Raw genomic sequence first — 26,603 nt, 5'->3', positions numbered from 1 at the left:
CCGTCCGGAACGCCACAGGTCGTCGACCTCGCCGGACGGCGCCCTCCCACCTGCGACCACTCCCCCCGATCATGGACGGAACGATGAGCAAGGCGGCGCTGGCCGTCCCGGCGGTGGCGGCGGCGGTCGTCCCGGTGGCGGTGGCGGCGGTTTCGCCGGCCGTCCGGGTGGCGGTGGCGGCGCGGGCCGTCCCGGCACCGGAACCGGTGGTCCCGGCGGTGGCGGTGGCGGCGGTTTCGCCGGCCGTCCCGGTGGCGGTGGCCGTGGTCGCGGTGGAGGCACCGCGGGCGCGTTCGGCCGTCCCGGAGGACGCCCGACCCGCGGTCGCAAGTCCAAGCGCCAGCGGCGTCAAGAGTTCGACAACATGCAGGCCCCGGCGATCGGCGGCGTGCAGGCCCCTCGCGGCAACGGGCAGACGATCCGCCTGTCGCGCGGCGCCTCCCTGTCGGACTTCGCCGACAAGATCGGCGCGATCCCTGCGTCCCTGGTGCAGATCATGCTGCACCTGGGCGAGATGGTGACCGCCACCCAGTCGGTCAACGAGGAGACGCTCCAGCTTCTGGCCGCCGAGCTCGACTACAACCTGCTTGTGGTCAGCCCGGAGGAGGAGGACCGCGAGCTCCTTGAGACCTTCGACATCGAGTTCGGCGAGGACGAGGGCGACGAGTCCGACCTGGTCGCGCGCCCGCCGGTGGTGACCGTCATGGGTCACGTCGACCACGGTAAGACCAAGCTGCTCGACGCCATCCGCAACACCAACGAGGTGGCGCGGGAGGCCGGTGGCATCACCCAGCACATCGGTGCCTACCAGATCGCCACCGTGCACGAGGGCGAAGACCGGAAGATCACCTTCATCGACACCCCGGGTCACGAGGCGTTCACCGCCATGCGTGCCCGAGGCGCCAAGGTGACCGACATCGCCGTCCTGGTCGTCGCGGCCGACGACGGTGTGAAGCCGCAGACCGTCGAGGCGCTCAACCACGCCCAGGCGGCCGACGTGCCGATCGTCGTCGCGGTCAACAAGGTCGACAAGGAGGGTGCGGACCCGGGCAAGGTGCGCGCCCAGCTCACCGAGTACGGCCTGGTCGCCGAGGAGTACGGCGGCACCACGATGTTCGTCGACATCTCCGCCAAGAACGGGATCGGCATCGAGCAGCTGCTCGAGGCCATCCTGCTCACCGCGGACGCCGAGCTCGACCTGCGGGCCAACGCCACGATGGACGCCCAGGGCGTCGCCATCGAGGCGCACCTCGACAAGGGCCGCGGCCCGGTCGCGACCGTGCTGGTCCAGCGCGGCACGCTCCGCGTCGGCGACTCGATCGTCTGTGGCGAGGCCTTCGGCCGCGTCCGGGCGATGCTCGACGACAAGGGCGAGGCGATCCCCGAGGCCGACCCGTCCCGTCCGGTGCAGGTCCTCGGTCTGACCGCGACGCCGGGAGCCGGTGACAACTTCATCGTCGTCACCGACGACCGGATGGCGCGCCAGATCGCCCAGCAGCGCGCCGCGCGCAAGCGCATCGCGGACATGGCCAAGTCCGGCCGTCGCCGTACGCTCGAAGAGCTCTTCAGCGAGATGGAGAAGGGCCAGGTCGACGAGCTCAAGCTCATCATCAAGGGTGACGTCTCCGGTTCCGTCGAGGCTCTGGAGGACGCGCTGCTCAAGATCGACGTCGGCGACGAGGTGCGCCTGCGGGTGCTCCACCGCGCCGTCGGTGCGATCACCGAGTACGACGTCAACCTGGCGGTCGCCGACGACAACGCCGTCATCATCGGCTTCAACGTGCGTCCCGAGGTCAGGGCGCGCGATCTGGCCGAGCGCGAGGGCGTCGACATCCGCTACTACTCGGTCATCTACCAGGCGATCGAGGAGATCGAGGCGGCCCTCAAGGGCATGCTCAAGCCGGAGTTCGAAGAGGTCCAGATGGGCACCGCCGAAGTCCGCGAGGTCTTCAAGGTGCCGAAGATCGGCAACATCGCCGGTGCGCTGGTCCGCTCGGGCACGATCGTCCGCAACAGCAAGGCCCGGATCATCCGCGGCGGGGTTGTCATCTCCGACAACCTCACCGTCTCCTCGCTGCGCCGTTTCAAGGACGACGCGACCGAGGTCCGCGAAGGGTTCGAGTGCGGTATCGGTGTCGGCTACAGCGACATCAAGATCGACGACGTCATCGAGACCTTCGAGATGCGGGAGAAGCCGCGAGCCTGACGCCTGCGACAGGCAGGGAACCGTTCCACCGGCCGCGCCCCTCGGGTGCGCGGCCGGTGGGCGGGGCCCGCGCCCGTGGCACGGTGGCAACCGTGGCGAGTGACCCACTATGTATGTAGGTGCCCTGACATTGGACATCCTGCTCGGCGACGTCCACTCGCTGAAGCAGAAGCGCTCGGTGGTGCGTCCCATCGTCGCCGAGGTACAACGACGGTTCCCGGGTGTGGCCGTCGCGGAGACCGGTCATCTCGATCTGCATCGCCGTACCGAGATCGGGATCGCGGTCGTCTCCTCCACCGCCGCCAACTGCGGTGCGGTGCTGGACGACTGCGAGCGCCTGATCGCCTTCCACCCGGAGATCGAGCTGCTGTCCGCCAGACATCGGCTCTACAACGAGGACGAAGACTAGATACGGAGACGGCCGGTCGCGGAGGCACCCCCACCGCCACCGGCCATCCCCGTGAGAAGGGGGGAGCTATGGACGCCGCACGCGCGCGCAAGATCGCCGATCGGATCCAGCAGATCGTGGCGGAGATGCTGGAACGCCGGATCAAGGACCCCAGGCTGGGGTTCGTGACGGTGACGGACACGCGCATCACCAACGACCTGGGCGAGGCCACGGTGTTCTACACCGTGTTCGGCTCCGAGGCCGAGCGGGCCGACTCCGCCGTGGCACTGGAGAGCGCCAAGGGGCTCATCCGCTCGGAGGTGGGCCGCCAGACGGGCCTGCGCCACACACCGACGCTGACGTTCACCCACGACCCGCTCCCCGACACCGCCCGTCACCTGGAGGACCTGCTCGCCGAGGCGAAGGCCAGGGACGTGGAGATCGCCAAGCGGGCCGAGGGGGCCTCGCACGCCGGGGAGGCCGACCCCTACCGCAAGCCCGAGGACAGGGACGACGACTCCGGGGACGAAGAAGACGAATCCTCGGAACGCGCGGGACACTCCGCGACGTGACGCCCGCCCCGCGTGACAGCGACTCGGCGGGCCCGGTGTCCGGTCAAGACTGGGCCCGGGCCGTCGAGCTCATCTCCGCCGCGGACGAGATCGCGCTGGCCTGTCACGTCTCGCCCGACGGCGACGCGCTCGGTTCCATGCTGGCCGTCGGGCTCGCACTGCGCGCGGCGGGCAAGCGGGTCACCGCCTCCTTCGGCGACCGGCGCTTCACGGTGCCCAGGCTGCTGCGGTTCCTCCCCGGGCAGGAGCTGCTGGCCGACCCCGCGCACTACCCGGCCGCGCCCGAGGTGATGGTCACCTTCGACGTCCCCACCGTCGGGCGGCTCGGCGTGCTGACCGGCAACACGATCAAGGCGAACGAGCTGGTCGTGCTGGACCACCACCCCTCCAACACCGGGTTCGGCACCCTCAACCTGGTCGATCCCGGCGCCGCGGCCACCGCCGTGCTCGCCGAGGAGCTGATCCACCGGCTCGGCCTGCCGGTCGACAGGGACATCGCGACCTGCCTGTACGTCGGGCTCGTCACCGACACCGGCTCCTTCAGGCACTCCTCGACCACCCCCGGGGCGCACGCCATGGCCGCCCGGCTGCTGGCCACCGGGATCGAGCCCGAGAAGATCGCCCGCGAGCTGTGGGACCGTTCCCCGTTCGGCTACCTGAAGGTGCTCGGCGTCGTGCTCGACAGGGTGCGGCTGGAGCCCGAGGTGGGCGGCGGCCTGGTCTGGACGTTCGTCACCCGGGCCGACCGCGCCGCGTACGGGCTGCCGTACGACGAGGTCGAGGGGATCATCGACGTGATCCGGCGCACCGACGAGGCGGATGTCGCCACGATCCTCAAGGAGGACGACGACGGCGTCTGGCAGGTCTCCATGCGTTCCAAGGGCGGGGTGGACGTCTCGTGCGTCAGCACCGCGCTGGGGGGCGGCGGGCATGCCAAGGCGGCCGGTTTCACCTCCCACCAGCCTGTCGAGGAGACGATCGCGAGTCTCCGGGCACTGCTGTAAAACCTTCCCGGCACGCCTGTGAGGACCAGAATGAGTACGGCTCGCGCCAAGCGCACCCCGCCGCCGAGCGGGTTGATCATCGTTGACAAGCCCGCCGAGTGGACCTCGCACGACGTCGTGGCCAAGCTCCGCGGCATCGCGGGCACCCGCAAGGTCGGCCACGCGGGCACCCTCGACCCGATGGCCACCGGCGTGCTGGTGGTCGGCGTCGAGAAGGCCACCCGCCTGCTCGGCCACCTCGCGCTCACCGAGAAGGGCTACGACGCCACGATCCGGCTCGGCCAGACCACCAACACCGACGACGCCGAGGGCGAGATCATCGCCACGGTGTCGGCGGCGGGGGTCGCCGAGGAGGACGTCAGGAAGGGCGTCGCCGCGCTGACCGGCCCGATCATGCAGATCCCGCCGCAGGTCAGCGCCATCAAGGTGAACGGCGAGCGGGCCTACAAGCGGGCCAGGGCGGGCGAGGAGGTCGAGCTCAAGCCGCGCCCGGTGACCGTGTCCGGCTTCGAGATCACCGCCGTACGCCGGCACGGTGACCTCGTCGACGTCGACGCCTCGGTGTCGTGTTCCAGCGGCACCTACATCCGCGCGCTCGCCCGTGACCTGGGCGCCGACCTGGGGGTCGGTGGTCACCTGACCGCCCTGCGCCGTACCCGGGTGGGCCCCTACGACCTGGCGGCGGCCCACACCCTGGAGCGGCTCGCCGCCGAGTGCGTGATCCTGCCGATGGCCGACGCGGTCGCGGCGGCCTTCCCCCGCCGGGACGTGACCGCCGAGGAGGCGGCCTCCGTCGCGCACGGCGGGCGGCTGCCCGCGCTGGGCCTGGGGGGCGGGCCGATCGGGGTGTTCGGCCCCGACGGCACCCTGGTGGCGCTGGTGGAGGAGCACGGCCAGATCGCCAAGTCCCTGGCGGTCTTCGTCCCCTGACGGCCCGTCCGGTTCTCCTCGTGAGGCCCTCGGTTCTCTCGCGGAGGGCGCGCCGGGGGCAAGGGGCTCCCCGATTGGGGAGAAGGACGCGGAGCATGGCAGGCTTTAGGGGTTCATCCGCTACGAGGGGAAGAGGCTGCGGTGCGAGGCTGGCACGGATTGGACGACGTGCCCGGAGACTGGGGCAGGTCCGTCGTCACGATCGGCGTCTTCGACGGCGTTCACCGCGGGCACCAGCAGATGGTGTCCCGCGCCGTCGCGATGGCCGCGCGTCTCGGGGTGTCCTCGGTGGTGGTGACCTTCGACCCGCATCCGGAGGAGGTGGTGCGGCCCGGTACGCACCCTCCGAGGCTGACGACGGCCAGGCACCGCACCGAGCTCCTCGCGGGGCTGGGCGTGGACGCGGTGTGTGTCCTGCCGTTCACCCTGGAGTTCTCCCGGATGAGCCCGGACGAGTTCGTGCAGACCGTGCTCGTCGACCGGCTGCACGCCGCCGGGGTCGTGGTGGGGGAGAACTTCCGCTTCGGCCACAAGGCCTCCGGTGACGTGGAGACGCTGCGCACCCTCGGGGAGAAGTACGACTTCGTGGCCGAGGCGGTCCCGCTGGTCAGCGACGGGGAGACGATCTCCTCCACCCTGATCCGCGAGCAGATCGCCTCCGGCGACATGGCGGCGGTCACGCAGACGCTCGGCCGCCCGCACCGGGTCGAGGGAGTGGTCGTCCGCGGTTACCAGCGTGGCCGGCAGCTCGGTTTCCCGACGGCGAACCTGGAGTCGCCGGAGTTCACCGCGATCCCCGCCGACGGCGTCTACGCCGGCTGGCTGCAGGGGGTCGAGACCGGCAACCTGCCCGCCGTGTACGGCGGCGAGCGCTGGCCGGCGGCGATCTCCGTGGGCACCAACCCGACCTTCGAGGACGTGCCCCGCACCGTCGAGGCGTACGCCCTCGACCGCGACGATCTCGACCTCTACGGCGCGCACGTGGCCGTCGACTTCGGGCCGAGGCTGCGCGGCAACACCAGGTTCGACTCGATCGAGGCGCTCGTCGCGCAGATCCACGCCGACGTGGACGAGGTACGGCGCCTGACGAGCTGATTTCCCAGGCGGCTCCCGTGTCCCACGGTTCTCATGCCGGGGCTCGGAAACCCCGGCCCCACCGGGGTTTCCGGGCGGGACGCGCCGGGCTCCACGACTATGTGCGGGGGCGTTGGAGCCGGTGGTAACCTGGCATGTCAGCTCTGTAACCGGTGTCTCACGATCCCGGTGCTGATCTCGCCACGGCGACTGTAGGCACGCACGGTCGTTCGGGGAGCCGGAATCGCGCGTGCCCGCAGAGGTTCAAGGAGAAAAGTGTCGCTCGACACCGCAGCCAAGAAGCAGATCATCGGTGACTACGCCAAGGGTGAGACCGACACCGGTTCCCCCGAGGTGCAGATCGCGCTGCTGAGCAAGCGCATCAGCGAGCTCACCGAGCACCTGAAGGTGCACAAGCACGACCACCACAGCCGTCGTGGCCTGCTGCTGCTCGTCGGCCGCCGTCGCCGGCTGCTGAAGTACCTGCAGAGCAAGGACATCGCGCGCTACCGCTCGCTCATCGAGCGGCTCGGCCTGCGCCGATAGTGTTGTGAGGGAGTGGCGTTCGCGCCGCTCCCTCATCTCATACGGGATGGTGTCGGCGCGTCGCGCCACGAAGACGCCGTCCCAGTGAGCAAACTGAATAGCCGAGACAGTGCCCCGCGTCCGCAAGCAAGCGCGCCCCACGGCGTCGGAGGGCCGGTCCTCGGTAGTGGCCCCCGGTCATCATGGCACAAGCCATACGGAACCGGGCGCTTCGATCGAAGACCGGCGCTGCACCTACGGGGAGCCGGCAACACGACGAACCAGGCGCGACACGTGCGTCTGGCCGGACGCGGGCGACCGACCCACAAGGAGGTCCCCCGTGGAGGGTGTCCACAGCAGCGAAGCCGTTATCGACAACGGCTCATTCGGCACGCGTACCATCCGGTTCGAGACCGGGCGGCTCGCGCGCCAGGCGGCGGGTTCCGCCGTCGTCTATCTGGACGACGACACGATGGTCCTTTCCGCGACCACCGCGTCCAAGAATCCCAAGGAGAACCTCGACTTCTTCCCCCTCACGGTGGACGTCGAGGAGCGAATGTACGCCGCGGGCCGCATTCCCGGCTCGTTCTTCCGGCGTGAGGGCCGTCCCTCCGAGGACGCCATCCTCACCTGCCGCCTGATCGACCGGCCGCTGCGCCCCTCGTTCGTGAAGGGCCTGCGCAACGAGATCCAGGTGGTCGCCACCGTCATGGCGCTGCACCCCGAGCACCTGTACGACGTCGTGGCGATCAACGCCGCGTCCCTCTCCACCCAGCTCGCCGGGCTGCCGTTCTCCGGCCCGATCGGCGGCGTCCGCGTCGCGCTGATCGAGGGCCAGTGGATCGCCTTCCCGACCAACACCGAGCTGGCCAGCGCCACCTTCGACATGGTGGTCGCGGGCCGCGTCCTGGACGACGGCGACGTCGCGATCATGATGGTCGAGGCCGAGTCCACCCGCGACACGCTCAAGCTGGTCGCCGAGGGCGCCATGGCCCCGACCGAGGAGACCGTGGCCCAGGGCCTTGAGGCGGCCAAGCCGTTCATCAAGGTGCTGTGCGAGGCGCAGGCCAAGGTCGCGAAGGTCGCCGCCAAGGAGACCGCCGAGTACCCCCTCTTCCTCGACTACCAGGACGACGTCCTGGAGGCCGTGACCGGCGCGGTGCGCAGCGAGCTCGCCGCCGCGCTGACCATCGCCGGCAAGCAGGAGCGCGAGACCGAGCTCGACCGGGTCAAGGCCCTGGTGCTGGAGAAGGTCGGCCCCGACTTCGAGGGCCGCGAGAAGGAGATCGGCGCCGCGTTCCGGTCGCTGACCAAGAAGCTCATGCGCGAGCGCGTCATCGCCGAGGGCGTCCGCATCGACGGCCGTGGCGTCAAGGACATCCGGCAGCTCAGCGCCGAGGTCCACGTCGTGCCCCGCGTGCACGGCTCGGCCCTGTTCGAGCGCGGCGAGACCCAGATCCTGGGCATCACCACGCTCAACATGCTCCGCATGGAGCAGATGATCGACACGCTCAACCCCGAGCGCACCAAGCGCTACATGCACAACTACAACTTCCCCCCGTACTCCACCGGTGAGACCGGCCGGGTGGGCTCTCCCAAGCGGCGCGAGATCGGCCACGGCGCGCTCGCCGAGCGGGCGATCCTGCCGGTGCTGCCGGCGCGCGAGGAGTTCCCGTACGCGATCCGCCAGGTCTCCGAGGCGCTGAGCTCCAACGGCTCGACCTCCATGGGGTCGGTCTGCGCCTCGACGATGGCGCTGCTCGACGCGGGTGTCCCGCTGAAGGGCATCGTCGCGGGCATCGCGATGGGCCTCATCAACGAGGGCGACCAGTACGTCACGCTGACCGACATCCTCGGGGCCGAGGACGCCATGGGCGACATGGACTTCAAGGTCGCCGGTACCAAGGACGTCATCACCGCCCTCCAGCTCGACACCAAGCTGGACGGCATCCCGGCCTCCGTGCTGTCGGCCGCGCTGCGGCAGGCCAAGGGCGCCCGCCTGGCGATCATCGACGTGATGCAGGAGGCCATCGACTCCCCGGCGGAGATGAACGCGACGGCCCCGCGCATCATCACGATCAAGATCCCGGTGGACAAGATCGGAGAGGTCATCGGCCCGAAGGGCAAGATGATCAACCAGATCCAGGACGACACCGGCGCCGAGATCACCCTGGAAGACGACGGAACCATCTACATCGGCGCCACCGACGGCCCGTCCGCCGAGGCGGCCAGGTCGGCGATCAACGCCATCGCGAACCCGCACATGCCGGAGGTCGGCGAGCGTTACCTGGGCACGGTCGTCAAGATCGCCGCCTTCGGTGCCTTCATCTCCCTCATGCCGGGCAAGGACGGCCTCCTGCACGTCTCCCAGATCCGCAAGCTGCACGGCGGCAAGCGCATCGAGAACGTCGAGGACGTCATGAACGTCGGCGAGAAGGTCCAGGTGGAGATCGCCGAGATCGACTCGCGCGGCAAGCTCTCCCTGGTGCCCGTCGAGGTCATCGAGAAGGAGGCCGCGGCCAGGGCCGAGTCCGGCGACACCGAGACGTCGGCGGCCCCGGAGGCCGAGGCGTCCGCCGCCGCCGACGACAGGCCCCGCGAGGAGCGGCCCCGTCGCACCCGTACCCGCAGCAGCAACGGCGGTGGCGGTGGCGGCAACCGCGGTGGCGGCGGAGGGGAAGACCGCAACTCGTGATCACCACCACTCTGCACCCCGGCAAGGACGGCGCCGGGGTCGTGAAGCGCACCGTCCTTCCCGGTGGGCTCCGGGTGGTGACCGAGTCCATGCCGACCGTGCGTTCCGTCGCGGTCGGCATGTGGGTCGGCATCGGATCGAGAGACGAGTCCCCCCAGCACATGGGGTCCTCCCACTTCCTTGAGCACCTGCTGTTCAAGGGGACGCCCACGCGGGACGCCCTGGAGATCTCCGCAGCCATCGAGGGCATCGGCGGTGAGATCAACGCCTTCACCGCCAAGGAGTACACCTGCTACTACGCGCGGGTCCTCGACGAGGATCTGCGGGTGGCGATCGACGTGCTCGCCGACGTGGTGACCTCCTCGCTCATCAGCGAGGAGGACGTCGAGGCCGAGCGTGGCGTGATCCTGGAGGAGATCGCCATGCACGACGACGATCCCTCGGACGTGGTGCACGAGCAGTTCTCCGCGGAGCTGTACGGTGACACGCCGGTCGGCAGGCCGATCCTGGGTACGGTCGACTCGATCACCGCGGTCACCCGCGACCGGATCGCCGAGTACTACCGGCGTTACTACCTGCCCACCCACACCGTGGTGTCGGTGGCGGGCAACGTCGACCACGAGCGGGTGGTGGCCCTGGTCGCCGCCGCCTACGAGCGGGCCGGGGCGCTGGGCGGGGACGCCTCGCCGGTGCCCCCGCGCGTGTCGGGGCCCGGCGTCGAGCTCCGCTCCGGTACGCGGGTGGTCCACCGGCCGACCGAGCAGGCCAACCTGGTCCTCGGCACGACCGCGCTGACCCGCACCGACGAGCGCCGCTTCGCGCTCGGCGTGCTCAACGCGGCCCTGGGCGGCGGCATGTCCTCGCGGCTGTTCCAGGAGATCAGGGAGAAGAGGGGCCTGGCCTACTCGGCCTACTCCTACACCTCCGCCCTCGCCGACACCGGCCAGTTCGGCATCTACGTCGGCTGCCTGCCGTCGAAGATCGACGATGTGCTGAAGATCTGCCGCGAGGAGGTGCTCCGCGTGGTCGCCGACGGCATCACCGAGGAGGAGCTCGTCCGTGGCAAGGGCCAGATGCGCGGCGGTCTCGTGCTCGGCCTGGAGGACACCGGCTCCCGGATGTCCAGGATCGGCAAGGGCGAGCTGGTCTTCGACGAGCTGCTCTCGGTCGACGACCTGCTCGGCAGGATCGACGCGGTGACCCCCGAGCAGATCGCCGAGGTCGCCTCGGACGTCCTCACCCGCCCGATGTCCCTCGCGGTCATCGGCCCCTACGAGGAGGACCGCGACTTCAGCGCGGTCGTCACCGGCTGACGGTCCCTCCCGGCTCCACGTACGGGCGGCCCCGGCGCATCCCGCGCCGGGGCCGTCCGCTGTTCCGGGGGCGCCCACTCCTGCCGGACGCCGCTCGCCCGGTCCGCGACGGCCCGGCGGGCTCGTACGGTATAGCCTTGGGCCCGTGATCAGGGTTGGAGTTCTCGGCGCCCGAGGGCGCGTCGGTGTCGAAGTGTGCAGGGCCGTCGAGGCGGCGGACGATCTGGAGCTGGTCGCGGCCGTCGACCAGGGCGACCCGATCGAGGCGCTGGAGGGCGCCGAGGTGGTGGTCGACTTCACCCACCCCGACGTCGTCATGGGCAACCTCGAATGGTGCGTCTCCCACGGCATCCACCCGGTGGTCGGCACCACCGGCTTCGACGCCGCCCGGCTGGCGACCGTGCGGGGCTGGCTGGACGCCAACCCCGGCGTCAACGCGCTGATCGCCCCCAACTTCGGCATCGCGGCCGTGCTCATGATGCACTTCGCCCAGCAGGCCGCCCGCTACTTCGAGTCGGCCGAGATCGTCGAGCTGCACCACCCCAACAAGGCCGACGCGCCCTCGGGCACCGCCCGCCGTACGGCCGAGCTGGTCGCCGAGGCCCGGCGCAAGGCGGGCTCGGCGCCGATGCCCGACGCCACCAGCACGGAGCTCGACGGGGCGCGCGGCGCCGACGTCGACGGGGTTCGCGTGCACGCGGTACGGCTGGCCGGGCTCATCGCCCACCAGGAGGTCATCCTGGGCGGCGACGGCGAGATCCTCACCATCCGTCACGACACGATGAACCGCTCGTCGTTCACCCCGGGTGTGCTCCTGGGCGTGCGCCGGGTCCGCGAGCTGCCCGGCCTGACCGTCGGCCTGGAGCATCTTCTCGACCTCTAGCGCGTGATCCCGCCGGAACCCCGGGCCCGCCGCCGTTCGTTGCCCGACCATGACACCTCCCGAGCTTGCCTGCCCGCTCTGTCACGGCACCGAGTTCCAGATGGAGGAGGGCAGGCTCGACAGCCGCTGGGGCATCACCTCGCACCGGTTGACTCTGATGATCTGCGCGAGGTGCCGCTATATCCTGCACTTCTATGACAAGCACTCGATCTTCGACTTCGACTGAGGTCCGCTGGGCCCGGCCGGAGGAGCTGGCCGGGCTGACGGCGGTGGAGCTGGCGGCCGACGCGGTCTTCGCCCAGGTCGGGATCACCTTCCCGCCGGGGACCACGATGATCGAGGAGGCCGACGACCCCTCCCGGGTGCTCGTGACGGGTGACCCGCCGATCGGGTTCGCCCTGTTCGGCTGGGTCGACGGGCAGGTCCACCTCGACCAGCTCGCCGTCCACCCCGGCCACGGGCGCAGGGGGTCCGGCGGGCGCCTGCTGGAGGCCGTTTGCGAGCACGCGGCCTCGGCGGGCTCCGCCGCCGTGACGCTGACGACCTACCGCGACGTGTCCTGGAACGCGCCCTGGTACGCCCGGCGCGGCTTCGCCGTGCTCGATCCGGCCGAGTGGGGTCCGGAGATGGCCGGGCTGGTGCGCCACGAGCGGGAGCTGGGCATCGAGATCGCCCCCCGCGTCGTGATGCGCCGCGTCCTGTGAAGGGGCCCCGACCGCGCCTCGGCGGCGAAGCGGCGAAGGTCAGAGGGCCAGGCCGATGGTGAGCAGCAGGCCGTACACGAGCTGGAAGCGGCCCGTCTGCTGGAGCGTGGCGATGAGCGCGGGGCCGGTCGCGCCCGCCCGTACGGCCTTCACCGGGGCGACGGCGAGCGGGGCGGCGAGCAGGGCCAGCGCCGCGAACGGCCGCCACGGCACCAGCGCGGGCGCGATCACCAGCGGCAGGACCAGGCAGAGGGTGTAGAGGACGCGGGTGCGGGTGTCACCGAGCACCACGGCCATGGTGCGCTTGCCCGCGGGGCCGTCGGTCACGATGTCGCGCAGGTTGTTGACCACGAGCATCGCGCAGGCGAGCAGTCCCGCGGGGACGGCCGCCGCCACCGCGAGCCAGGGCAGGCGTTCGAGCTGGACGTAGGTGGTGCCCGTCACCGCCACCAGGCCGAAGAACACGAAGACCGAGACCTCGCCCAGCGCCCGGTAGCCGTACGGGCTGGAGCCGCCGGTGTAGAACCAGGCCGCGGCGATCGCCAGCGCGCCGACCAGCAGCAGCCACCAGGCCCCGGTGACCACGACGAGCACCAGCCCGGCCACCGCGGCGGCCAGGAAGCAGGCGAGGGCCGCGGTGAGGACCTGGCGGGGCGACGCGGTGCGCGAGCCGACCAGGCGCATCGGGCCGACCCGGTCCTCGTCGGTGCCGCGCACCCCGTCGCTGTAGTCGTTGGCGTAGTTGACGCCCACCTGGAGGGCGAGGGCCACGAACAGGGCCAGCAGGGCCCGCCACCACACCCCTCCGGCGTATCCGACCGCGACCCCGGTGCCGATGGCGACGGGGACGACGGCGGCGGGAAGGGTGCGCGGACGTGCTCCGGCGATCCACTGGCTCGGGGTGGCCATGGGGGTACGGCGTTCCTCTCCGGCTCTAGCTGATGTCGGTCGCCAGGCGGATCATCCGCACCGTACGGCCCATGTCGATGACCCGCTCGGCCCCGTCGGCGCCCCATCCGGCGGACTCCAGGAAGCCGCGCACCGCGTAGTTCTCGGCGAAGACCCAGGTCACGATGGTGTGGTAGCCGTCGTCACGGAGGTAGTCGACCGTGGCGTTCAGCAACCTGCTGCCGTGGCCGCGCCGGACGTGGTCGGGGTCGATCAGGAACGTGAGCATCTCTCCGGCGGTGGTCGGGTCGAGGTCGGGATCCTCCGCCGGGGCGTGTGAGGCCAGACCGGCGACCTTCTCCGCGCCCTGCAGCGCGGCCATGGCCTCGATGCCACCGGGACCGAGCGCCGGGAAGGCGTCGGTGTCGAGGACGACCTGCTCCACGGCCACCAGCACGCGGTGCCTGCGGCTGGGCGGCGAGGTGATCGCGTCGTCCCACTGCTGTCGCCACATGTTCTCGGCCGCCGGACCGGTCATCTGCTCCAGCGGTCCTTCGGGAAGGAAATCCCGGTAGCCGTATTTCCACGCGCGGATCTGGGTGCCCGTCACCGCGGCGACATCATCGTGCCGAGCCGCCCGCACGCCTACGTCTGCCATCTCGGCCCGCTCCTTCTCTGCCGTCTGCCGTCGCCTCGGAACGCGCTGTCTCGCGGATCTCGTGCCACGCGAGCGGGCATCAGGCGGGTGGATCCGTGAGTCAGGCTCTTACACCGTATCGGGGAATCCGACTCAGAGATGACGTGAACCCGGCTCCGTCTGCCGCCGGGCCCGATATGCCCTTGTCTTCGTACGGTTGCCGCAGACCCTCATGGAACACCACGACCGCGAGCGGTTCTTGGACGAGTCGACGAACGCCCACTGGCAGGTGCTCTCGGTACAGACCTTCAGGCGCGGCCACATCCCGTCGGAATGGGCGCCCATCACGGCGGCGACGATCCCGGCGAGCCCTCCGGGGACCCCCGCCGAGGCCGGTTCGAGCACCGGTCCCCGAGGGGTCAGGGCGACGCGCAGCGGGAGGGCGGCGAAGGATCTCGACGGGCCCGCCTCGTGGCCGTTTCCGGCCGAGCCGGGGCGGTCGTGGTTGCGGCGCAGCGCCTCGCGGAGGGCCTCGCGAAGATCGACGGCCGTCGCCAGGTCCCGCTCGTCGGCCGTGTCCTCCGGGCCGATCAGGTCCCGCCTGCCCAGCCAGGCGGTCAGCGCGGCCGGGGAGGGGATCGAGTCGGTCCTCTCCTCGACGTCGTACGTGTTCACGAAGTCGATCACCAGGTCGGAGGGGTTGTCCATGTCGTCGCTCACCTCTTCCCGCTTCGCAACCACTGTACGCCATTAGGGGGTTGTGTTCTCTTCGACACCGTCATAACGTGATAAGTGGTGTTTTGGGGAGGTTGTGTATGTGGTATCTGGCCTATCTCGCGTTCAGGGAGACCGGCAGGCGCGCGTCGTACCCGCCGTACTGGAAGAGAGACCGCCGAGGGCGCCGCCGCCCGTGAGAGATACCCGCCGGTCACGGGGACGGTCAGGGGCGGCCGGAGGGCTCGGCAGCCGTCGCCAGCCTGCGGACGCCCTCGACCAGCTCGGCCGTGTGGACCGCCGCCGAGTGGGTCACCCTGATGCGCGGGCCCGGCGGCTCGGCCGGGTAGTAGATGCGCCCGGGACTCACCAGGGCGCCCGCCCTCCCGGCCGCCTCCACCACGGCCTCCTCGTCCAGGTCCTCGGGGAGCCGTACCCACAGGTGCAGGCCGCCACGGGGGACGAGGTGGATGCCGGCGCCGGGCATCCGGGCGGTCAGGGCCGCGGCGAGGGTGTCCCTGCGAAGCGCCAGCTCGGTGCCCAGCGCGGCCAGGTGGCGCCGCCAGGCGGATGAGCCGACGAACTCCAGCGCCGTCTCCTGGAGCGGCCTGGCCACGAAGAACGACTCCACGAGCTGGCTCGCCCTCAGCCGCCGGGCGGCGGGACCCCGGGCGACGACCCCGGCGACCCGCAGGCTCGGCGACAGCACCTTGGTCAGGGAGTTGATGTGCACGACCGTGCCGTGGGCGTCCAGCGCGACCAGCGGCGGCGGTACGGGGGCGGTGGTGAAGTAGCGGGCGTAGTCGTCCTCGATCACGAACGCCCCGGCGGCGCGGGCGATCGCCAGCACCTGCTCACGCCGATCCAGGGGCAGGGTCGCGCCGGTGGGGTTGTGCAGGGTCGGCTGGCAGAGCAGGACCCGCGCGCCGGTCACGGCGAACGCCTCCGCGAGGAGCTCGGGCCGCACCCCGTCGCGGTCCATGGGCACGGCGGTCGCGCGGAGCCCGGTGGCCCGCGCCGCCGCGAGCGCGCCCGGATAGGTGGGGGTCTCGACGAGTACGGGGGTGCCGGGGGCCGCGAGGGCGCGGAAGGCGTGGACGAGCGCCGACTGCCCGCCGCTGACGACCAGCACGTCCGACGGGGTGACGTCACCGCCCAGCTCCTGGGCGAACCACCTGCGCAGCTCGGGCAGACCGGCCAGCGGCGGCATCGCCCAGACGTCGGGACGGCGCAGCGCCCGCGAGGCGGCGGCCGACAGGGCCCTGGAGGGCCGCAGGGCCGGGTTGAGGTAGCCGCCGGTGAGCGGGATGACCCCCTCGGGCGGCGCGGTGAGCAGGCCGCTGACCTCGCTGTCGTCCACCACCCGGTCGCCGAGCGCCACCGTCTGCCACGACATGTCGGCGGTGTCGCCGCCCCGCGTGATCGCCGGGGCCACGTAGGCGCCGCTGCCGGGCCTGGTGATCACCCGTCCCTCGGCGGCGAGCCTGCCGATCGCGCGCGACACGGTCACCGGGCTCACGTTGTGCAGCCGGACCAGCTCCCGGCTCGACGGCAGCCGGTCGCCCGGACGAAGCCGCGACACCTCCTCACGGAGCGTGGCGGTGAGCCGGACGATACTGCTATCGTCATTCATGAGTGAAAAGAGTAGCGCTATCGTACCAAATCGGATAGCGGCGGATACGGTCTCGCCGGTGCGGGTGGTCTCTCCGAGAGAGGCGCATCACGATCAGGGGCCGTCCGGGGCATCGGGCAGGGCCTGGCGGGGGACCCTGCTGGCCGGGCTCGGGGTGCTGGCGTTCTCGGGGTCGTTCCCGGCGACGGTCTTCGCGATGGAGGGCTTCGACCCCTACCTGGTGGCGGTCGGCCGGGCCGCCGTAGCGGCCGTCGCGGCGGCGGCCTTCCTGCTCGTGGCCAGGGTGCCGCTGCTGCCGCCCAGGTCCCAGCTCCGGTCGTACGCCGTCATCGTGGCGGGCGTGGTGTTCGGCTTCCCCCTTTTCAGCGGCCTGGCGCTGCACGCCGGGGCCTCCACCTCGCACGCCGCCGTGGTGATCGGGCTGCTGCCCGCGGCCACCGCCGCCTGCGCGGTGCTGCGGGCGGGGGAGTGGCCCAGGGCGCTGTTCTGGGTGTCCTGCGGCCTCGGGGCCGTGTCGATCACCGCCTTCACCCTCAGCATGGGCGGCGGCCACGTCACCGGGGCCGACCTCTTGCTCGTCGGCGCGCTGCTGTCGGCCGCCGTCGGCTACACCGAGGGCGGGCGCCTGGCCCGCGACACCTCCGGCTGGCGGGTGATCTCCCACACCCTCGTCCTCGCCGCCCCGCTGACCGTGCCGATCGCCGTCGCGCTCGCGCTCACCACCGACCCCCGGCCCACCGCCGCCTCACTGGCCGGATTCGCGTACGTCGGCCTGGTCTCGATGTTCCTCGGCTTCATCCCCTGGTACGCGGGCCTGGCCATGGGCGGCATCGCCCGCGCCGGGCAGACCCAGCTCGCCCAGCCGCTGCTCACGCTGCTGTGGGCCTGGCTGCTGCTCGGCGAGCTCTTCGGCGCGGTCACGGTAGCGGCGGCGCTGGCCGTCCTCGCGTGCGTCGCCCTGACACAGCGGGCCCGCTCCTGAGCGCCTTCGGGGCGTTCCTTGAAAGACTCGGACCGACCTCCGGCAAGTCGGCACGGTGAATCGTCGGCGGTACGCCATAGATGCACGGCCTCGGTCGCATCTGAACGGGTGAGACCCGAGGAGAGCCTTGCACCCTAACCAACACCGCGAATTCGCTGAATTCGTGGCCAGCCGATCGGACAACCTGATCAGGCTCGCCTACGTCCTGACCAACGACCAGCACGCCGCCGAGGACCTGCTGCAGACGGCGCTGATGAAGACCATCGGCCACTGGCGGAGAATCCGCGGCAATCCCGAGGCCTACGTACGGCGGGTGATGTACCACGAGCAGGTCGGCCGCTGGCGAAGTCCCCGCTGGGGCCGCGAACGAGTGGTCCGGACGCCCCCCGACCAGGCGGTCGGCGACCGCGCCGGCGAGATCGAGAACCGCCTCACCCTGCAACAGGCGCTGCGTACCCTGCCGGTGCGCAAACGCGCGGTGCTGGTGTTGCGCTACTACGAGGACCTCTCCGAATCGGAGGTCGCGAAGATCATGGGCTGCTCGGTGGGAACCGTCCGCAGCCAGACCCATCAGGCAGTCGCCCGGCTCCGCGAGCTGGTCGGCGAAAACGTCACCCTGGAGGCCTGACATGACCGTCAACGAGCAGAGGATCACCGAGGAACTGCGGCTGATGGCGGACGAGGCCCGGCCGGTCAACGCCCTCGCCTACGCCTCCAGGGCGGCCACCGGAGCCTCAAGGCGCCGCCGCCTGTCGTGGTCGCTCGCCGGACTCGCGGTCGCCGCGGCCTCCGTGGCCGGTGTCTTCGTCATGGGCTCCTCTCCCGGATTTCCCGAAGGCCGGGACATCGCCGCGGAGGTCGCCGGACTGCCGCGCAACACTCCCGAGCAGCTACGCGCGGTACGCGAGTGCATGCCCATGGGCGGGCCGGTGCACAACATGGACGGCAAACGGCGAATCCCCGCACACGGCAAGGCCGAGGACTTCCGCGTACTGGTGGAGTACCGCGACAAGGGAGGATCCACCGCGCTGGTCGGCAGCACCGCCGGCTTCGTCCTGTGCACGCCGACCACGCAGAAGGAGTTCGCGGAGCGCGCGGTGTTCACCTACTGGGGCTACGAATCCCCCGGAGACCTCACCGGCTTCTCCGGCGACCTCAACGTGGACGCCTACGAGGGGCAAGCCCACTCGTACGCGGTAGGGCCGGAACGCGAGCAAAGGGATGACAACTACCTGGTCGTCGCCGGGCGTGTCACCCCTGACGTGCGGCGAGTGGAGATCGACTGGGCAGGCGGGCGACGCGCCGACGCGCGGGTGGCCAACGGCTTCTTCATCGGGCGGACGCTCTCGAAACCAGTCCCGGATCCCGGGGGCGGTGTCGACGCGCTCGGCAAACCCCTGGAAGTCGTCGACACCCCCTCGGCCACCGTGACCGCCTACGACGAGGCGGGCCGGGTTGTCGGGCAGGAGAAGGACGTCAACTTCATGTGGAGGGGTCCCGCCCACCGGCCCACCCCCAGGAACTGACGGCCGCCTTCGGCGGATCGAAACGTGACCTGAGCGCGCCAGGCACCGTTGGGCTCCGTGGGGACCCTGTTGGGCTCAGTGGGGCCAGGGCGCGTTCGAGGGGGCACCGCAGCATCGTGATCAATCGGAGGGACCTCGCGGAGCCGGGAGTCCATCACGCTCCCCAAGGCGAGGTCCGTCCAGCGGCGCTCTCGTGCTCGGTGCCCTCTGCGCGTCCCTGCTCCTGCGCCTCACGCCGCCCTGGGCCGCTCCTCGCGCTCGCCGTCCTACGCCCGTACGTGCTCCTCGGCCGCCGGGGACGACCGGGCCGGAGGTGACGGCCGGGGAATCCAGCGGTGATTCGCGGGGTTTCCGGAGGACGAGAACGGATATTCCAGGGTGGGTCGGTCGTGGGCCTGTCGTTCGGCCGGTGAATCGCTTAGAAATGAGGTTGGGACTCCGACTCCAGCTTTCGCCGATCACGACGGCGGGCGAGCGGAGATCCTCCGATGACGTTAGGAGATGACTCGTGGGTGTGAGCCTCGCGGTGGGAGATGTGGTCGAGGACTTCGAGCTCCTCGACGAGACGGGCACGCCGAGGCGGCTCGGTGAGTTCCTGGCCAAGGGGCCGGTGGTGCTCTTCTTCTATCCGGCGGCGATGACCTCCGGATGCACGGCCGAGAGCTGCCACTTCCGCGATCTGGCGGCCGACTTCGCCGCCGAGGGGGCGACCAGGATCGGGATCAGCCGCGACCAGGTCGACCGGCAGGCGAGGTTCGCCCAGTCCAACCAGCTGGGCTTCCCCCTGCTCTCCGACCCCGACGGCACCGTCGCCCGGCGTCTGGGCGCCCGCCGCACCGTCGCGGTGGGACCGTTCCTCACCCGCCGGATGACCTTCGTCATCGACGTGGACCACCGCCTCCTGGAAGTGATCCACAGCGAGACCTCCATGGAGGCCCACGCCGACCGCGCCCTGGAGGTCCTGCGCTCCCGCCCCCACCCCTGACCTCAGGAGTCGTCCTTCTCCTGCTCCCGTGGCCATTTCTCGGGCTGTGACACGTACGTTCCGCGATGGCGGACGGTGAACACCCAGCCCTGCTCGCGAAGGAACGCGACGGAGTTCCGGATGGTCACCTTGGCGACGCCGTACTGCTCCATGAGCACTTTCTCGCTGGGAATCGCCCGGTTCGGCGAGAAGTCGCCCTTTCGGATCCGCTCGGCGATCTCAAGGGCGATCTCCTGGTAGAGCGGCGTCTTGCGAGGGGCGCGCGGGACGTCCGGCTCGCCGACGAAGGTGCCCTCACCCTGCACCGTGTAGACGAGCCCCTGCTCCCGGAGTTCGCGGGCCACCCGCCGCGCGGTCGTACGGGCGATCCCGTACTCACTCTCAAGCTCGGTCTCGCTGGGCATCGCTTCGCCGGGAACGATGTCACCGCTGCTGATTCGTTCCCGAATCTCATCCGCTATCTGCTTATAGACCGGTATGGGACCGTCTCGATCGAGCACAGTTGAATGCTAGACCAATGGATACGTATACCCACAAACCAGACGTCTGGCAGCCGTGAGAGATACGAGCTAGTAGACCGGGATAGACGTCATCACTTATAGTTGCTGGGTGAGCACGTGGGGGATGGGAGCTCTCGTGGTGGCGGGGGTGCCGGGTGGACGGCATCACGGGCATCACGTGGCGCCGTTGCAGGTGGGTCATGAGCCGATCGACTGGAGGCCGGAGCGGCCGAGGGCCGACCGGTTGCGGATCAAGGAGCACACCTGTGACTGCCTGCCCGTCTTCTACGAGCTCTGTCAGGCGGGCGGGCTGATGTTCGTACGGCGAACGAAACGGGCGAGAAAAGGAGTGGTCGTGCACGAGTCGCCCTGGGTGGTCGCCAAGCGGACACAGGAGTTGTGGCTTCGGCTCCTGATGGGAGCCGCCTGCTGACGATCGGGCGCCGGGAGGGGGACGACTCCGGACCGGCGCCCACGAAAGCCCCCGATCTCCCCGAGGAGCCCATGTCGTCCGGGGAGGTCGGGCGGCGGTCCCGCACCGGTCGGAGGGTCTGGTGCGGGACCGCCGGACAGCGGCCCGGCAGGCGTCCCTTCCCACACTCACCTGCCGGGCCCCCTGTCACGGGGGAACGCGACGCCAGGCGGTGTCGGTGACCACGAGGTGGTCGAGGAAGCGGAGGCCGACGGTCTCGGCGGCGTCGCGGAGCCGGGCGGTGACCTCCAGATCCGCTGGGCTGGGGTCGAGGGAGCCGCTGGGGTGGTTGTGGGCGAGACCGAAGGAGGAACCACCGGAGGTGAGGACGGTGCTCACGATCTCGCGGACCGGGGCGGGCGCGTGGTCGCTGCCGCCCTCGCTCACGATCGTCTTGCGGGTCACCGCGCCGCTCGGGTCGCACACCACGACGACCACGCGCTCGTGACTGAGGCCGCGCAGGAGCGGGGCCGCCACGGCGGCCAGGTCCCCGGAACAGGTGACGCGACGGCGCTCGGGCTCCGCCTGCGCCTGCCGTACGAGATGGAAGGCGGCGATGACCCTGGCGGCCTTCGCGGGGCCGATGCCCGGCACCCTCATCAGGCGGTGGGCGTCGGAGCGGGCCAGGCCGTGCAGGTCGCCGCAGTGGGCGATCAGGTGGGAGGCCAGCTCCATCGCGTTGGTGCCCCGGCTGCCGGAGCCGATCAGCAGGGCGAGCAGCTCCCGGTCGGCCAGCGCGGTCGCCCCGCCGGACAGGAGGCGCTCGCGGGGCTGGTCGTTGGCGGGCATGTCCTTGACGCGCAATCGGCACCTCCGGCTCGGGAAACCAGGTCGGTTCTACCAGGTGGCGCCGACATTCCGGCCGGGTGACGACCGGACGGCGACCGGCCGCGAACATGCCCGGCCGCCCGGGTGGCGGCCGGTCGTGGAAAGGGACGGGGGAGCGTGGAGGCGCGGGCTCCACGTGTTCGCGACGAGGTCCGTCGGGGGTGCGGGCACCTTGCGCGGCCGGCGATTCCCGCCGCGTGTTCGTGACGGGTTCGCCGGAGGTGCGGGCACCTGCCGTACGGGGCCGTCAGGGGTGCAGGGGATGGGTGTAGACGAGGCGGAAGCGGTCGCCGGGGATGACGATGTCACTCGTCTCCACCGGGCGGTCTCCGGCCCAGTGGGTGCGCTCGACGTGCAGGATCTGGACGCCCGCGGGCAGGGCGAGGGCGTCGCTCTCGGCCGGTTGCGGGACGCGGGTGTAGACCTGCTCGACGATCTCGGTGACCTTGACGCCGATGGCCGACAGGCGGGCGATCAGGCTCCGGGGGCTCTCCTCGGCGGTCTCGCCGAACTCGGCGGGCTCGTAGGAGGTGGCCAGCTGGATCGGCTTGCCGTCGCCGCGGAAGACGTAGTGGGTGCGGGTGACCGGGGCCGACTCGTCCAGCCGGAGGCGGTGGGCGATGTCGGGGGTGGCGTCGGCGGGCTCGGCCCGCCAGTCCCAGGTGGCCCGGGTGCCCTGCGACTGGATGTCGGCCCCGAAGGGGGCGTGGTGGTCGTGGAAACGCCATCGGTGCAGGGGGAGCAGCACCGGCTGTTCTCGTACGTAGTGGCCGGAGCCGACGCGGCCGACGATCAGGCCCTCGGCGGCGAGCACGCGCAGCGCGTGCCGGGCGGCGGTCTCGCCCACGCCGTATTTCCTGGTCAGCTGGGCGCGCGACGGGATCGAGGCGCCGGGGGGAAGGGAGCCGTCGACGATCTGGCGCCGGATGTCGGCGACGACGCGCAGGTAGACAGGATCGGAGCTTGCCACGTGTCCATCCCTGGGGGTCTGGGGCGTTGTCCCATCCTGTCGTATTCAATGCACAACGCAGGGTAATGGCTCCGATTTGGAGCTCCAACTTTACCGCCGCCCCCAGAAGTGTCCAAAAATATCTCAGAGACCCTGTAACGCCCGCGTAAGGAGCGCCGATTCAACGGTAGAGGTCGTCGATGTGTGTACCCCCGAGCACATATCGGCGGCCTCTTTCTCGTTCAAGGCTGTCCTCGCCGCCGCCAAAGCGGACAAAGTTCTAGTTATTTCACGTAACCGGGCGCGAGGCGTACGAGGGCCGGTTTCTGGCTCAATTCCTCCCGCCGCGACCGTCCGGATCCGCCCCCGCCACTCCGCCCGCGACACCCACCCCGTACGGGGCCCCGTCCCCGTACGGCAGGGCCCGGGAGAGGTCCGCCGCCGCGGCGGTGTATATCCGCGTGTACGGTGTGCAGCGGGCACCTCGGGGGGATGTTCGCTCTTGGGCCCATCGGTGGACGGAGGTTAGGCGGGGTGGCGGGGTCCACCGTTTCAGCGGATCCAGGTAGCGTTCGGTCTATGGCAGCGCCAACTGGAACCTCCGACGCCCCCCTCGGCCGCATGCTGACCGCGATGGTCACACCGTTCACGAGCGACGGAGCGGTCGACTACGAGACAGCGGCGCGGCTCGCCACCTACCTGGTGGACGAGCAGCGTAACGACGGCCTTGTCGTGAGCGGTACGACGGGGGAGTCCCCGACGACCACCGACGACGAGAAGGAGCGCCTCCTGCGCGCCGTCGTCGAGGCGGTCGGTGACCGCGCCACGGTCGTCGCCGGAGCCGGGACCAACGACACCCACCACAGTGTGGAGCTGGCCAGGGCCGCCGAGCGCGCCGGGGCCCACGGTCTCCTGCTGGTGACGCCGTACTACAGCAAGCCCCCCCAGGAGGGGATCTACCGCCACTTCACCACGGTGGCGGACGCGACGGCCCTGCCGGTCATGCTCTACGACATCCCCGGCCGGAGCGGCGTGCCGATCCAGAGCGAGACGCTGGCGCGGCTCGCCAGGCACGAGCGGATCGTCGCGGTGAAGGACGCCAAGGCCGACCTGTTCGAGGGGTCGCAGATCATCGCGTCCACCGGCCTGGCCTACTACTCGGGTGACGACACGCTCAACCTGCCGTGGCTGTCGGTGGGGGCCGCGGGGTGCGTCAGCGTGATCGGCCACGTCGCGGGCGCGGAGATCGCCACGATGATCGAGGCGTACCGCTCGGGGAACGTCGAGGGCGCGCTCGCCATCCACCGCAGGCTGCTTCCCGTGGTCTCCGCGATCATGATGCAGGCCGGTGGTGCGATCATGGCGAAGGCGGCGTTGTCCCTGGTCGGGCAGCCCGCGGGACCGATGCGGCTGCCCCTGGTGGAGGCGACCCGGGAGCAGCTCGCCAGGCTGCGCGAAGACTTGATCGCGGGCGGTGTGAAGCTGTCCGACGAAGTTGTGACATGAGATAAAACACCGCAGCCTTCACCGGCCGCATCCGGGAGGAACGAGAGTTTGCGAGAAAGAAGACACAACGGTCCGCTGGGGGACGGAGTGCTCGGCGAGGGAGTAGTCCCGCTGCCCACGGGGACCTCCGTCGCATGTGAGATCGCTGAGAGAGGTGTGGCCGGATGAGTCACCCCCATCCCGAACTCGGGCTGCCGCCCGCGCTGCCCGAGGGTGCCCTGCGCATCGTCGCGCTGGGCGGTCTCGGCGAGATCGGCCGCAACATGGCCGTGTTCGAGTACGAAGGCCGATTGCTGATCGTCGACTGCGGGGTGCTCTTCCCCGAGCCCGACCAGCCCGGCATCGACCTGATCCTGCCCGACTTCGAGTACATCCGGGACCGCCTGGACGACATCGAGGCCGTGGTCCTGACCCACGCGCACGAGGACCACATCGGTGCCGTGCCCTACCTGCTGCGCGAGCGCCGCGACATCCCGATCGTGGGATCCCGGCTGACGCTGGCGCTGATCGAGGCCAAGCTCACCGAGCACCGCATCCAGCCGAACAAGCGCGAGGTCGTGGAGGGCGAGCGGCACCGGTTCGGGCCGTTCGAGTGCGAGTTCCTCGCAGTCAACCACTCCATCCCCGACGCGCTGGCCGTCGCGATCAGGACGCCCGCGGGCATCGTCCTGCACACCGGCGACTTCCGGATGGACCAGCTGCCCAGCGACGGCAGGCTGACCGACCTGGGCGGATTCGCCAGGCTCGGCGCCGAGGGCGTCGACCTGCTGATGTCCGACTCGACCAACGCCGAGGTGCCGGGCTTCGTCACCAGCGAGCGGGAGATCGCGCCGGTCATCGACGAGGTCATCCGCACCGCGGGCAAGCGCGTGATCGTGGCGAGCTTCGCCTCCCACATCCACCGCGTCCAGCAGGTCATCGACTCGGCGGAGAAGCACGGCCGCAAGGTCGCGCTGGTCGGCCGTTCGATGGTGCGCAACATGGGCGTCGCCCGCGACCTGGGCTACCTGCGGGTCTCGCCCGGCCTGATCGTCGACGCCAAGGAGATCGAGGGCTGGCCGCCGGAGGACGTGGTGCTGATCTGCACCGGGTCCCAGGGCGAGCCGATGGCGGCGCTGTCGCGGATGGCCAACCGCGACCATCCGATCCGGATCGCCGAGGGCGACACGGTCCTGCTCGCCTCCTCGCTGGTGCCGGGCAACGAGACCGCGGTCAACAACGTGATCAACGGGCTGTCGCGCTGGGGCGCCCGCGTGGTGCACAAGGGCAACGCGAAGGTGCACGTCTCCGGGCACGCCGCCGCGGGTGAGCTGCTGTACGTGCTCAACCTGACGCGGCCGTCCAACTTCATGCCGGTGCACGGCGAATGGCGTCACCTGCGGGCGCACGCCAAGCTCGCCGCGCTGACCGGGGTGCCCGACGACCACATCGTGATCGCCGAGGACGGCGTCGTGGTGGACCTGATCGACGGCCGGGCCAAGATCGTGGGCGCGGTCCCGGCCGGTTACGTCTACGTGGACGGCACCTCGGTGGGCGACGTCACCGACTTCGCGCTGAAGGACCGCCGCATCCTGGGCGAGGAGGGCTTCATCTCCATCGTCATCGTGGTCGACACCGCCACCGGCAAGCTCGCCGGGGGCCCGGAGATCCACGCCAGGGGATCCGGCATCGACCCGGCCATGTTCGACGACATCCTGCCGCAGGTCGAGAGGGCCCTCCAGGAGAACGCGGCCGACGGGGTGGTGGACATCCAGCAGGTCCGCCGCGTGGTCCGCAGGACCGTGGGGCGCTGGGTGAGCGACACCTACCGCCGCCGCCCGATGATCATCCCCGTGGTGGTCGAGGTCTGATCTCCATGCCGTACGGCGGTCTCACCGGCCGCCGTACGGGCCATCGGCCGCCCTGATCAGCCTTGATCGGTGCGGTCTCCCCGCCGTACGGGCCCAGTCCCTCCTGGGGCGGGTCAGCAGACGCCGGGCAGGGAGCAGACCTTGACCGCCATTTTCCTGGCGTCCCTCAGCGGCCGGGTGAAGTCGGAGTCGCGCACCCTGCCGTACTCGCCCGCCAGCAGATAGATCGCCACGGCCCGGCCCTCGCGCACGACGACGGCCCGCTGCCCGCCGATGGCGGGACGCGCTCCCTTGGCGTCGTAGCCCTGGACGGTGATCCGCGCGGCCTGGTCCCCGATGCGGACAGGCCGGGCCCAGGTTTTGGTGACCGTGTCCTCGGACCTGATCCGGGCGCACCTCTGGACCTGCCCGAGGATCCCGGCCATCGCCTTACGCGCGGCGCTCGTGGAGCGGTAGAGCACCAGCTGCTCGCCGGAGCGGTGCTCGGGGGCCTGGTAGGTGACGGTCCGCACGGCCGCCCGGTCGCGGTCGGCGGGGCGCAGCAGGCCACACGGGTTGATCTCCAGGTTCGTCCCCGGCCTGTCGCTGATGGTCCACTTCTCCTCGTCCGGATACCTCACCGGCTTGCGGGCCTGGGGCTCGTGCAGGAGGAAGTTTCTCGGGATCCCCGCGGAGGTTTCCCCCGCCTTCCCCGTCTCGCTCGTCTCGGCGAGGGCGGTGCCGCCCGCGAGGGAGGTCGCCAGAACCGTCCCCGCCGCCGCCAGCCTGATCGCCGTCCGTGCCGTGCCGGTCGTCATCGGTCTTCTCCCTCTGCTCGGTGGTGGTCCCCTATGTGGGAC

General features: G+C 70.8%; 27 protein-coding genes. 19 read left to right on the top strand and 8 right to left on the bottom strand.

The window, feature by feature from the left end:
• The 12 genes from infB to ACW9TB_RS25655 all read left to right on the top strand — a co-directional run.
• The coding region (gene infB / locus ACW9TB_RS25710; protein ID WP_472750619.1) for a translation initiation factor IF-2 at positions 1 to 2,206 on the top strand (2,206 nt) is incomplete at its 5' end.
• A 109-nt stretch (positions 2,207 to 2,315) separates the two neighbouring features.
• Complete coding sequence (locus ACW9TB_RS25705; RefSeq protein ID WP_329091737.1) at positions 2,316 to 2,615, top strand: DUF503 domain-containing protein; 300 nt, start codon at positions 2,316 to 2,318, stop codon at positions 2,613 to 2,615.
• Positions 2,616 to 2,683: 68 nt separating this feature from the next.
• Positions 2,684 to 3,166 carry a 30S ribosome-binding factor RbfA gene (gene rbfA, locus ACW9TB_RS25700; RefSeq protein WP_472750618.1) on the top strand — a complete coding sequence of 161 codons (483 nt, stop codon included), beginning with the start codon at positions 2,684 to 2,686 and terminating at the stop codon, positions 3,164 to 3,166.
• Positions 3,163 to 4,170: a DHH family phosphoesterase gene (locus ACW9TB_RS25695; RefSeq protein WP_472750617.1), complete on the top strand. Its 1,008-nt coding sequence runs from the start codon at positions 3,163 to 3,165 to the stop codon at positions 4,168 to 4,170. The genes rbfA and ACW9TB_RS25695 overlap by 4 nt, the downstream gene beginning before the upstream one ends.
• A 30-nt stretch (positions 4,171 to 4,200) precedes the next feature.
• Complete coding sequence (gene truB, locus ACW9TB_RS25690) at positions 4,201 to 5,100, top strand: tRNA pseudouridine(55) synthase TruB (protein WP_472750616.1); 900 nt, start codon at positions 4,201 to 4,203, stop codon at positions 5,098 to 5,100.
• Between the two features lie 141 nt (positions 5,101 to 5,241).
• Positions 5,242 to 6,195: a bifunctional riboflavin kinase/FAD synthetase gene (locus tag ACW9TB_RS25685; protein ID WP_472750615.1), complete on the top strand. Its 954-nt coding sequence runs from the start codon at positions 5,242 to 5,244 to the stop codon at positions 6,193 to 6,195.
• Between the two features lie 255 nt (positions 6,196 to 6,450).
• Positions 6,451 to 6,720, top strand: a complete 270-nt coding sequence (rpsO, locus tag ACW9TB_RS25680; protein WP_030904195.1) for a 30S ribosomal protein S15 — start codon at positions 6,451 to 6,453, stop codon at positions 6,718 to 6,720.
• A gap of 319 nt (positions 6,721 to 7,039) precedes the next feature.
• A complete protein-coding gene (locus ACW9TB_RS25675; RefSeq protein ID WP_472750614.1) occupies positions 7,040 to 9,394 on the top strand; it encodes a polyribonucleotide nucleotidyltransferase in 2,355 nt (784 codons plus the stop codon).
• Positions 9,394 to 10,707 carry a M16 family metallopeptidase gene (locus ACW9TB_RS25670; protein WP_472750621.1) on the top strand — a complete coding sequence of 438 codons (1,314 nt, stop codon included), beginning with the start codon at positions 9,394 to 9,396 and terminating at the stop codon, positions 10,705 to 10,707. Before ACW9TB_RS25675 ends, ACW9TB_RS25670 begins: the two co-directional genes overlap by 1 nt.
• A 145-nt stretch (positions 10,708 to 10,852) precedes the next feature.
• Positions 10,853 to 11,590 carry a 4-hydroxy-tetrahydrodipicolinate reductase gene (gene dapB / locus ACW9TB_RS25665; RefSeq protein WP_472750613.1) on the top strand — a complete coding sequence of 246 codons (738 nt, stop codon included), beginning with the start codon at positions 10,853 to 10,855 and terminating at the stop codon, positions 11,588 to 11,590.
• 49 nt (positions 11,591 to 11,639) lie between these two features.
• Positions 11,640 to 11,816, top strand: a complete 177-nt coding sequence (locus tag ACW9TB_RS25660) for a hypothetical protein (protein ID WP_472750612.1) — start codon at positions 11,640 to 11,642, stop codon at positions 11,814 to 11,816.
• Positions 11,785 to 12,294, top strand: coding sequence for a GNAT family N-acetyltransferase (locus tag ACW9TB_RS25655; RefSeq protein WP_472750611.1), 510 nt, complete (start codon positions 11,785 to 11,787; stop codon positions 12,292 to 12,294). The genes ACW9TB_RS25660 and ACW9TB_RS25655 overlap by 32 nt, the downstream gene beginning before the upstream one ends.
• A gap of 39 nt (positions 12,295 to 12,333) precedes the next feature.
• Here the strand turns inward: ACW9TB_RS25655 and ACW9TB_RS25650 are convergent, their stop codons facing one another.
• The 4 genes from ACW9TB_RS25650 to ACW9TB_RS25635 form a co-directional block, all read right to left on the bottom strand.
• Entirely contained in the window at positions 12,334 to 13,203 is an 870-nt protein-coding gene (locus ACW9TB_RS25650; protein WP_472750610.1) for a 1,4-dihydroxy-2-naphthoate polyprenyltransferase, read from the bottom strand.
• Positions 13,204 to 13,228: 25 nt separating this feature from the next.
• The gene (locus ACW9TB_RS25645; protein WP_472750609.1) at positions 13,229 to 13,840 is read right to left on the bottom strand and encodes a GNAT family N-acetyltransferase; all 612 of its coding nucleotides are present in this window, start codon (positions 13,838 to 13,840) and stop codon (positions 13,229 to 13,231) included.
• A gap of 132 nt (positions 13,841 to 13,972) precedes the next feature.
• The gene (locus ACW9TB_RS25640) at positions 13,973 to 14,539 is read right to left on the bottom strand and encodes a CGNR zinc finger domain-containing protein (protein WP_472750608.1); all 567 of its coding nucleotides are present in this window, start codon (positions 14,537 to 14,539) and stop codon (positions 13,973 to 13,975) included.
• 220 nt (positions 14,540 to 14,759) lie between these two features.
• Positions 14,760 to 16,166 (bottom strand): aminotransferase-like domain-containing protein, encoded by a 1,407-nt coding sequence (locus ACW9TB_RS25635; RefSeq protein ID WP_472750607.1) that lies wholly within the window; start codon positions 16,164 to 16,166, stop codon positions 14,760 to 14,762.
• A gap of 58 nt (positions 16,167 to 16,224) precedes the next feature.
• Between ACW9TB_RS25635 and ACW9TB_RS25630 the strand changes: the two genes are divergently transcribed.
• The 4 genes from ACW9TB_RS25630 (at position 16,225) to ACW9TB_RS25615 (ending at position 19,659) form a co-directional block, all read left to right on the top strand.
• Positions 16,225 to 17,148, top strand: coding sequence for a DMT family transporter (locus tag ACW9TB_RS25630; RefSeq protein ID WP_472750606.1), 924 nt, complete (start codon positions 16,225 to 16,227; stop codon positions 17,146 to 17,148).
• 127 nt (positions 17,149 to 17,275) lie between these two features.
• Positions 17,276 to 17,776: a SigE family RNA polymerase sigma factor gene (locus ACW9TB_RS25625; RefSeq protein WP_472750605.1), complete on the top strand. Its 501-nt coding sequence runs from the start codon at positions 17,276 to 17,278 to the stop codon at positions 17,774 to 17,776.
• 1 nt (position 17,777) lies between these two features.
• Complete coding sequence (locus ACW9TB_RS25620; protein WP_472750604.1) at positions 17,778 to 18,674, top strand: hypothetical protein; 897 nt, start codon at positions 17,778 to 17,780, stop codon at positions 18,672 to 18,674.
• A gap of 508 nt (positions 18,675 to 19,182) precedes the next feature.
• Positions 19,183 to 19,659: a peroxiredoxin gene (locus ACW9TB_RS25615; protein ID WP_472750603.1), complete on the top strand. Its 477-nt coding sequence runs from the start codon at positions 19,183 to 19,185 to the stop codon at positions 19,657 to 19,659.
• A gap of 2 nt (positions 19,660 to 19,661) precedes the next feature.
• Here ACW9TB_RS25615 and ACW9TB_RS25610 read toward each other — a convergent pair whose 3' ends face one another.
• The gene (locus ACW9TB_RS25610) at positions 19,662 to 20,159 is read right to left on the bottom strand and encodes a GntR family transcriptional regulator (RefSeq protein WP_472750602.1); all 498 of its coding nucleotides are present in this window, start codon (positions 20,157 to 20,159) and stop codon (positions 19,662 to 19,664) included.
• 109 nt (positions 20,160 to 20,268) lie between these two features.
• Between ACW9TB_RS25610 and ACW9TB_RS25605 the strand changes: the two genes are divergently transcribed.
• Positions 20,269 to 20,592 carry a hypothetical protein gene (locus tag ACW9TB_RS25605; RefSeq protein WP_472750601.1) on the top strand — a complete coding sequence of 108 codons (324 nt, stop codon included), beginning with the start codon at positions 20,269 to 20,271 and terminating at the stop codon, positions 20,590 to 20,592.
• Between the two features lie 186 nt (positions 20,593 to 20,778).
• Here the strand turns inward: ACW9TB_RS25605 and ACW9TB_RS25600 are convergent, their stop codons facing one another.
• On the bottom strand, positions 20,779 to 21,435 hold the full coding sequence (locus ACW9TB_RS25600) for a JAB domain-containing protein (RefSeq protein ID WP_472750600.1): 657 nt from the start codon (positions 21,433 to 21,435) through the stop codon (positions 20,779 to 20,781).
• 271 nt (positions 21,436 to 21,706) lie between these two features.
• Positions 21,707 to 22,429: a GntR family transcriptional regulator gene (locus ACW9TB_RS25595; RefSeq protein WP_472750599.1), complete on the bottom strand. Its 723-nt coding sequence runs from the start codon at positions 22,427 to 22,429 to the stop codon at positions 21,707 to 21,709.
• Positions 22,430 to 22,987: 558 nt separating this feature from the next.
• Here ACW9TB_RS25595 and dapA point away from each other — a divergent pair.
• Both dapA and ACW9TB_RS25585 read left to right on the top strand, forming a co-directional pair.
• Positions 22,988 to 23,914 carry a 4-hydroxy-tetrahydrodipicolinate synthase gene (dapA, locus tag ACW9TB_RS25590; protein WP_472750598.1) on the top strand — a complete coding sequence of 309 codons (927 nt, stop codon included), beginning with the start codon at positions 22,988 to 22,990 and terminating at the stop codon, positions 23,912 to 23,914.
• Between the two features lie 164 nt (positions 23,915 to 24,078).
• A complete protein-coding gene (locus tag ACW9TB_RS25585; protein ID WP_472750597.1) occupies positions 24,079 to 25,764 on the top strand; it encodes a ribonuclease J in 1,686 nt (561 codons plus the stop codon).
• A gap of 113 nt (positions 25,765 to 25,877) precedes the next feature.
• Here ACW9TB_RS25585 and ACW9TB_RS25580 read toward each other — a convergent pair whose 3' ends face one another.
• On the bottom strand, positions 25,878 to 26,561 hold the full coding sequence (locus tag ACW9TB_RS25580; protein WP_472750596.1) for a hypothetical protein: 684 nt from the start codon (positions 26,559 to 26,561) through the stop codon (positions 25,878 to 25,880).
• Positions 26,562 to 26,603: the final 42 nt, after the last annotated feature.

The sequence above is a fragment of the Streptosporangium sp. H13245 genome, from assembly GCF_055690525.1.
The sequence above is the reverse complement of the archived record's forward strand: the minus strand, read 5'-3'. Positions and strand labels throughout refer to the sequence as shown.

Bases quoted from the DNA above. Each gene is read 5' to 3' on its own strand.
- ACW9TB_RS25635 (WP_472750607.1), bottom strand. From the start codon at position 16,166: ATGAATGACGATAGCAGTATCGTCCGGCTCACCGCCACGCTCCGTGAG.
- truB (WP_472750616.1), top strand. From the start codon at position 4,201: ATGAGTACGGCTCGCGCCAAGCGCACCCCGCCGCCGAGCGGGTTGATC.
- ACW9TB_RS25705 (WP_329091737.1), top strand. From the start codon at position 2,316: ATGTATGTAGGTGCCCTGACATTGGACATCCTGCTCGGCGACGTCCAC.
- ACW9TB_RS25645 (WP_472750609.1), bottom strand. From the start codon at position 13,840: ATGGCAGACGTAGGCGTGCGGGCGGCTCGGCACGATGATGTCGCCGCG.
- ACW9TB_RS25650 (WP_472750610.1), bottom strand. From the start codon at position 13,203: ATGGCCACCCCGAGCCAGTGGATCGCCGGAGCACGTCCGCGCACCCTT.
- ACW9TB_RS25585 (WP_472750597.1), top strand. From the start codon at position 24,079: ATGAGTCACCCCCATCCCGAACTCGGGCTGCCGCCCGCGCTGCCCGAG.
- rbfA (WP_472750618.1), top strand. From the start codon at position 2,684: ATGGACGCCGCACGCGCGCGCAAGATCGCCGATCGGATCCAGCAGATC.
- ACW9TB_RS25655 (WP_472750611.1), top strand. From the start codon at position 11,785: ATGACAAGCACTCGATCTTCGACTTCGACTGAGGTCCGCTGGGCCCGG.
- dapA (WP_472750598.1), top strand. From the start codon at position 22,988: ATGGCAGCGCCAACTGGAACCTCCGACGCCCCCCTCGGCCGCATGCTG.
- ACW9TB_RS25660 (WP_472750612.1), top strand. From the start codon at position 11,640: ATGACACCTCCCGAGCTTGCCTGCCCGCTCTGTCACGGCACCGAGTTC.
- ACW9TB_RS25620 (WP_472750604.1), top strand. From the start codon at position 17,778: ATGACCGTCAACGAGCAGAGGATCACCGAGGAACTGCGGCTGATGGCG.
- ACW9TB_RS25580 (WP_472750596.1), bottom strand. From the start codon at position 26,561: ATGACGACCGGCACGGCACGGACGGCGATCAGGCTGGCGGCGGCGGGG.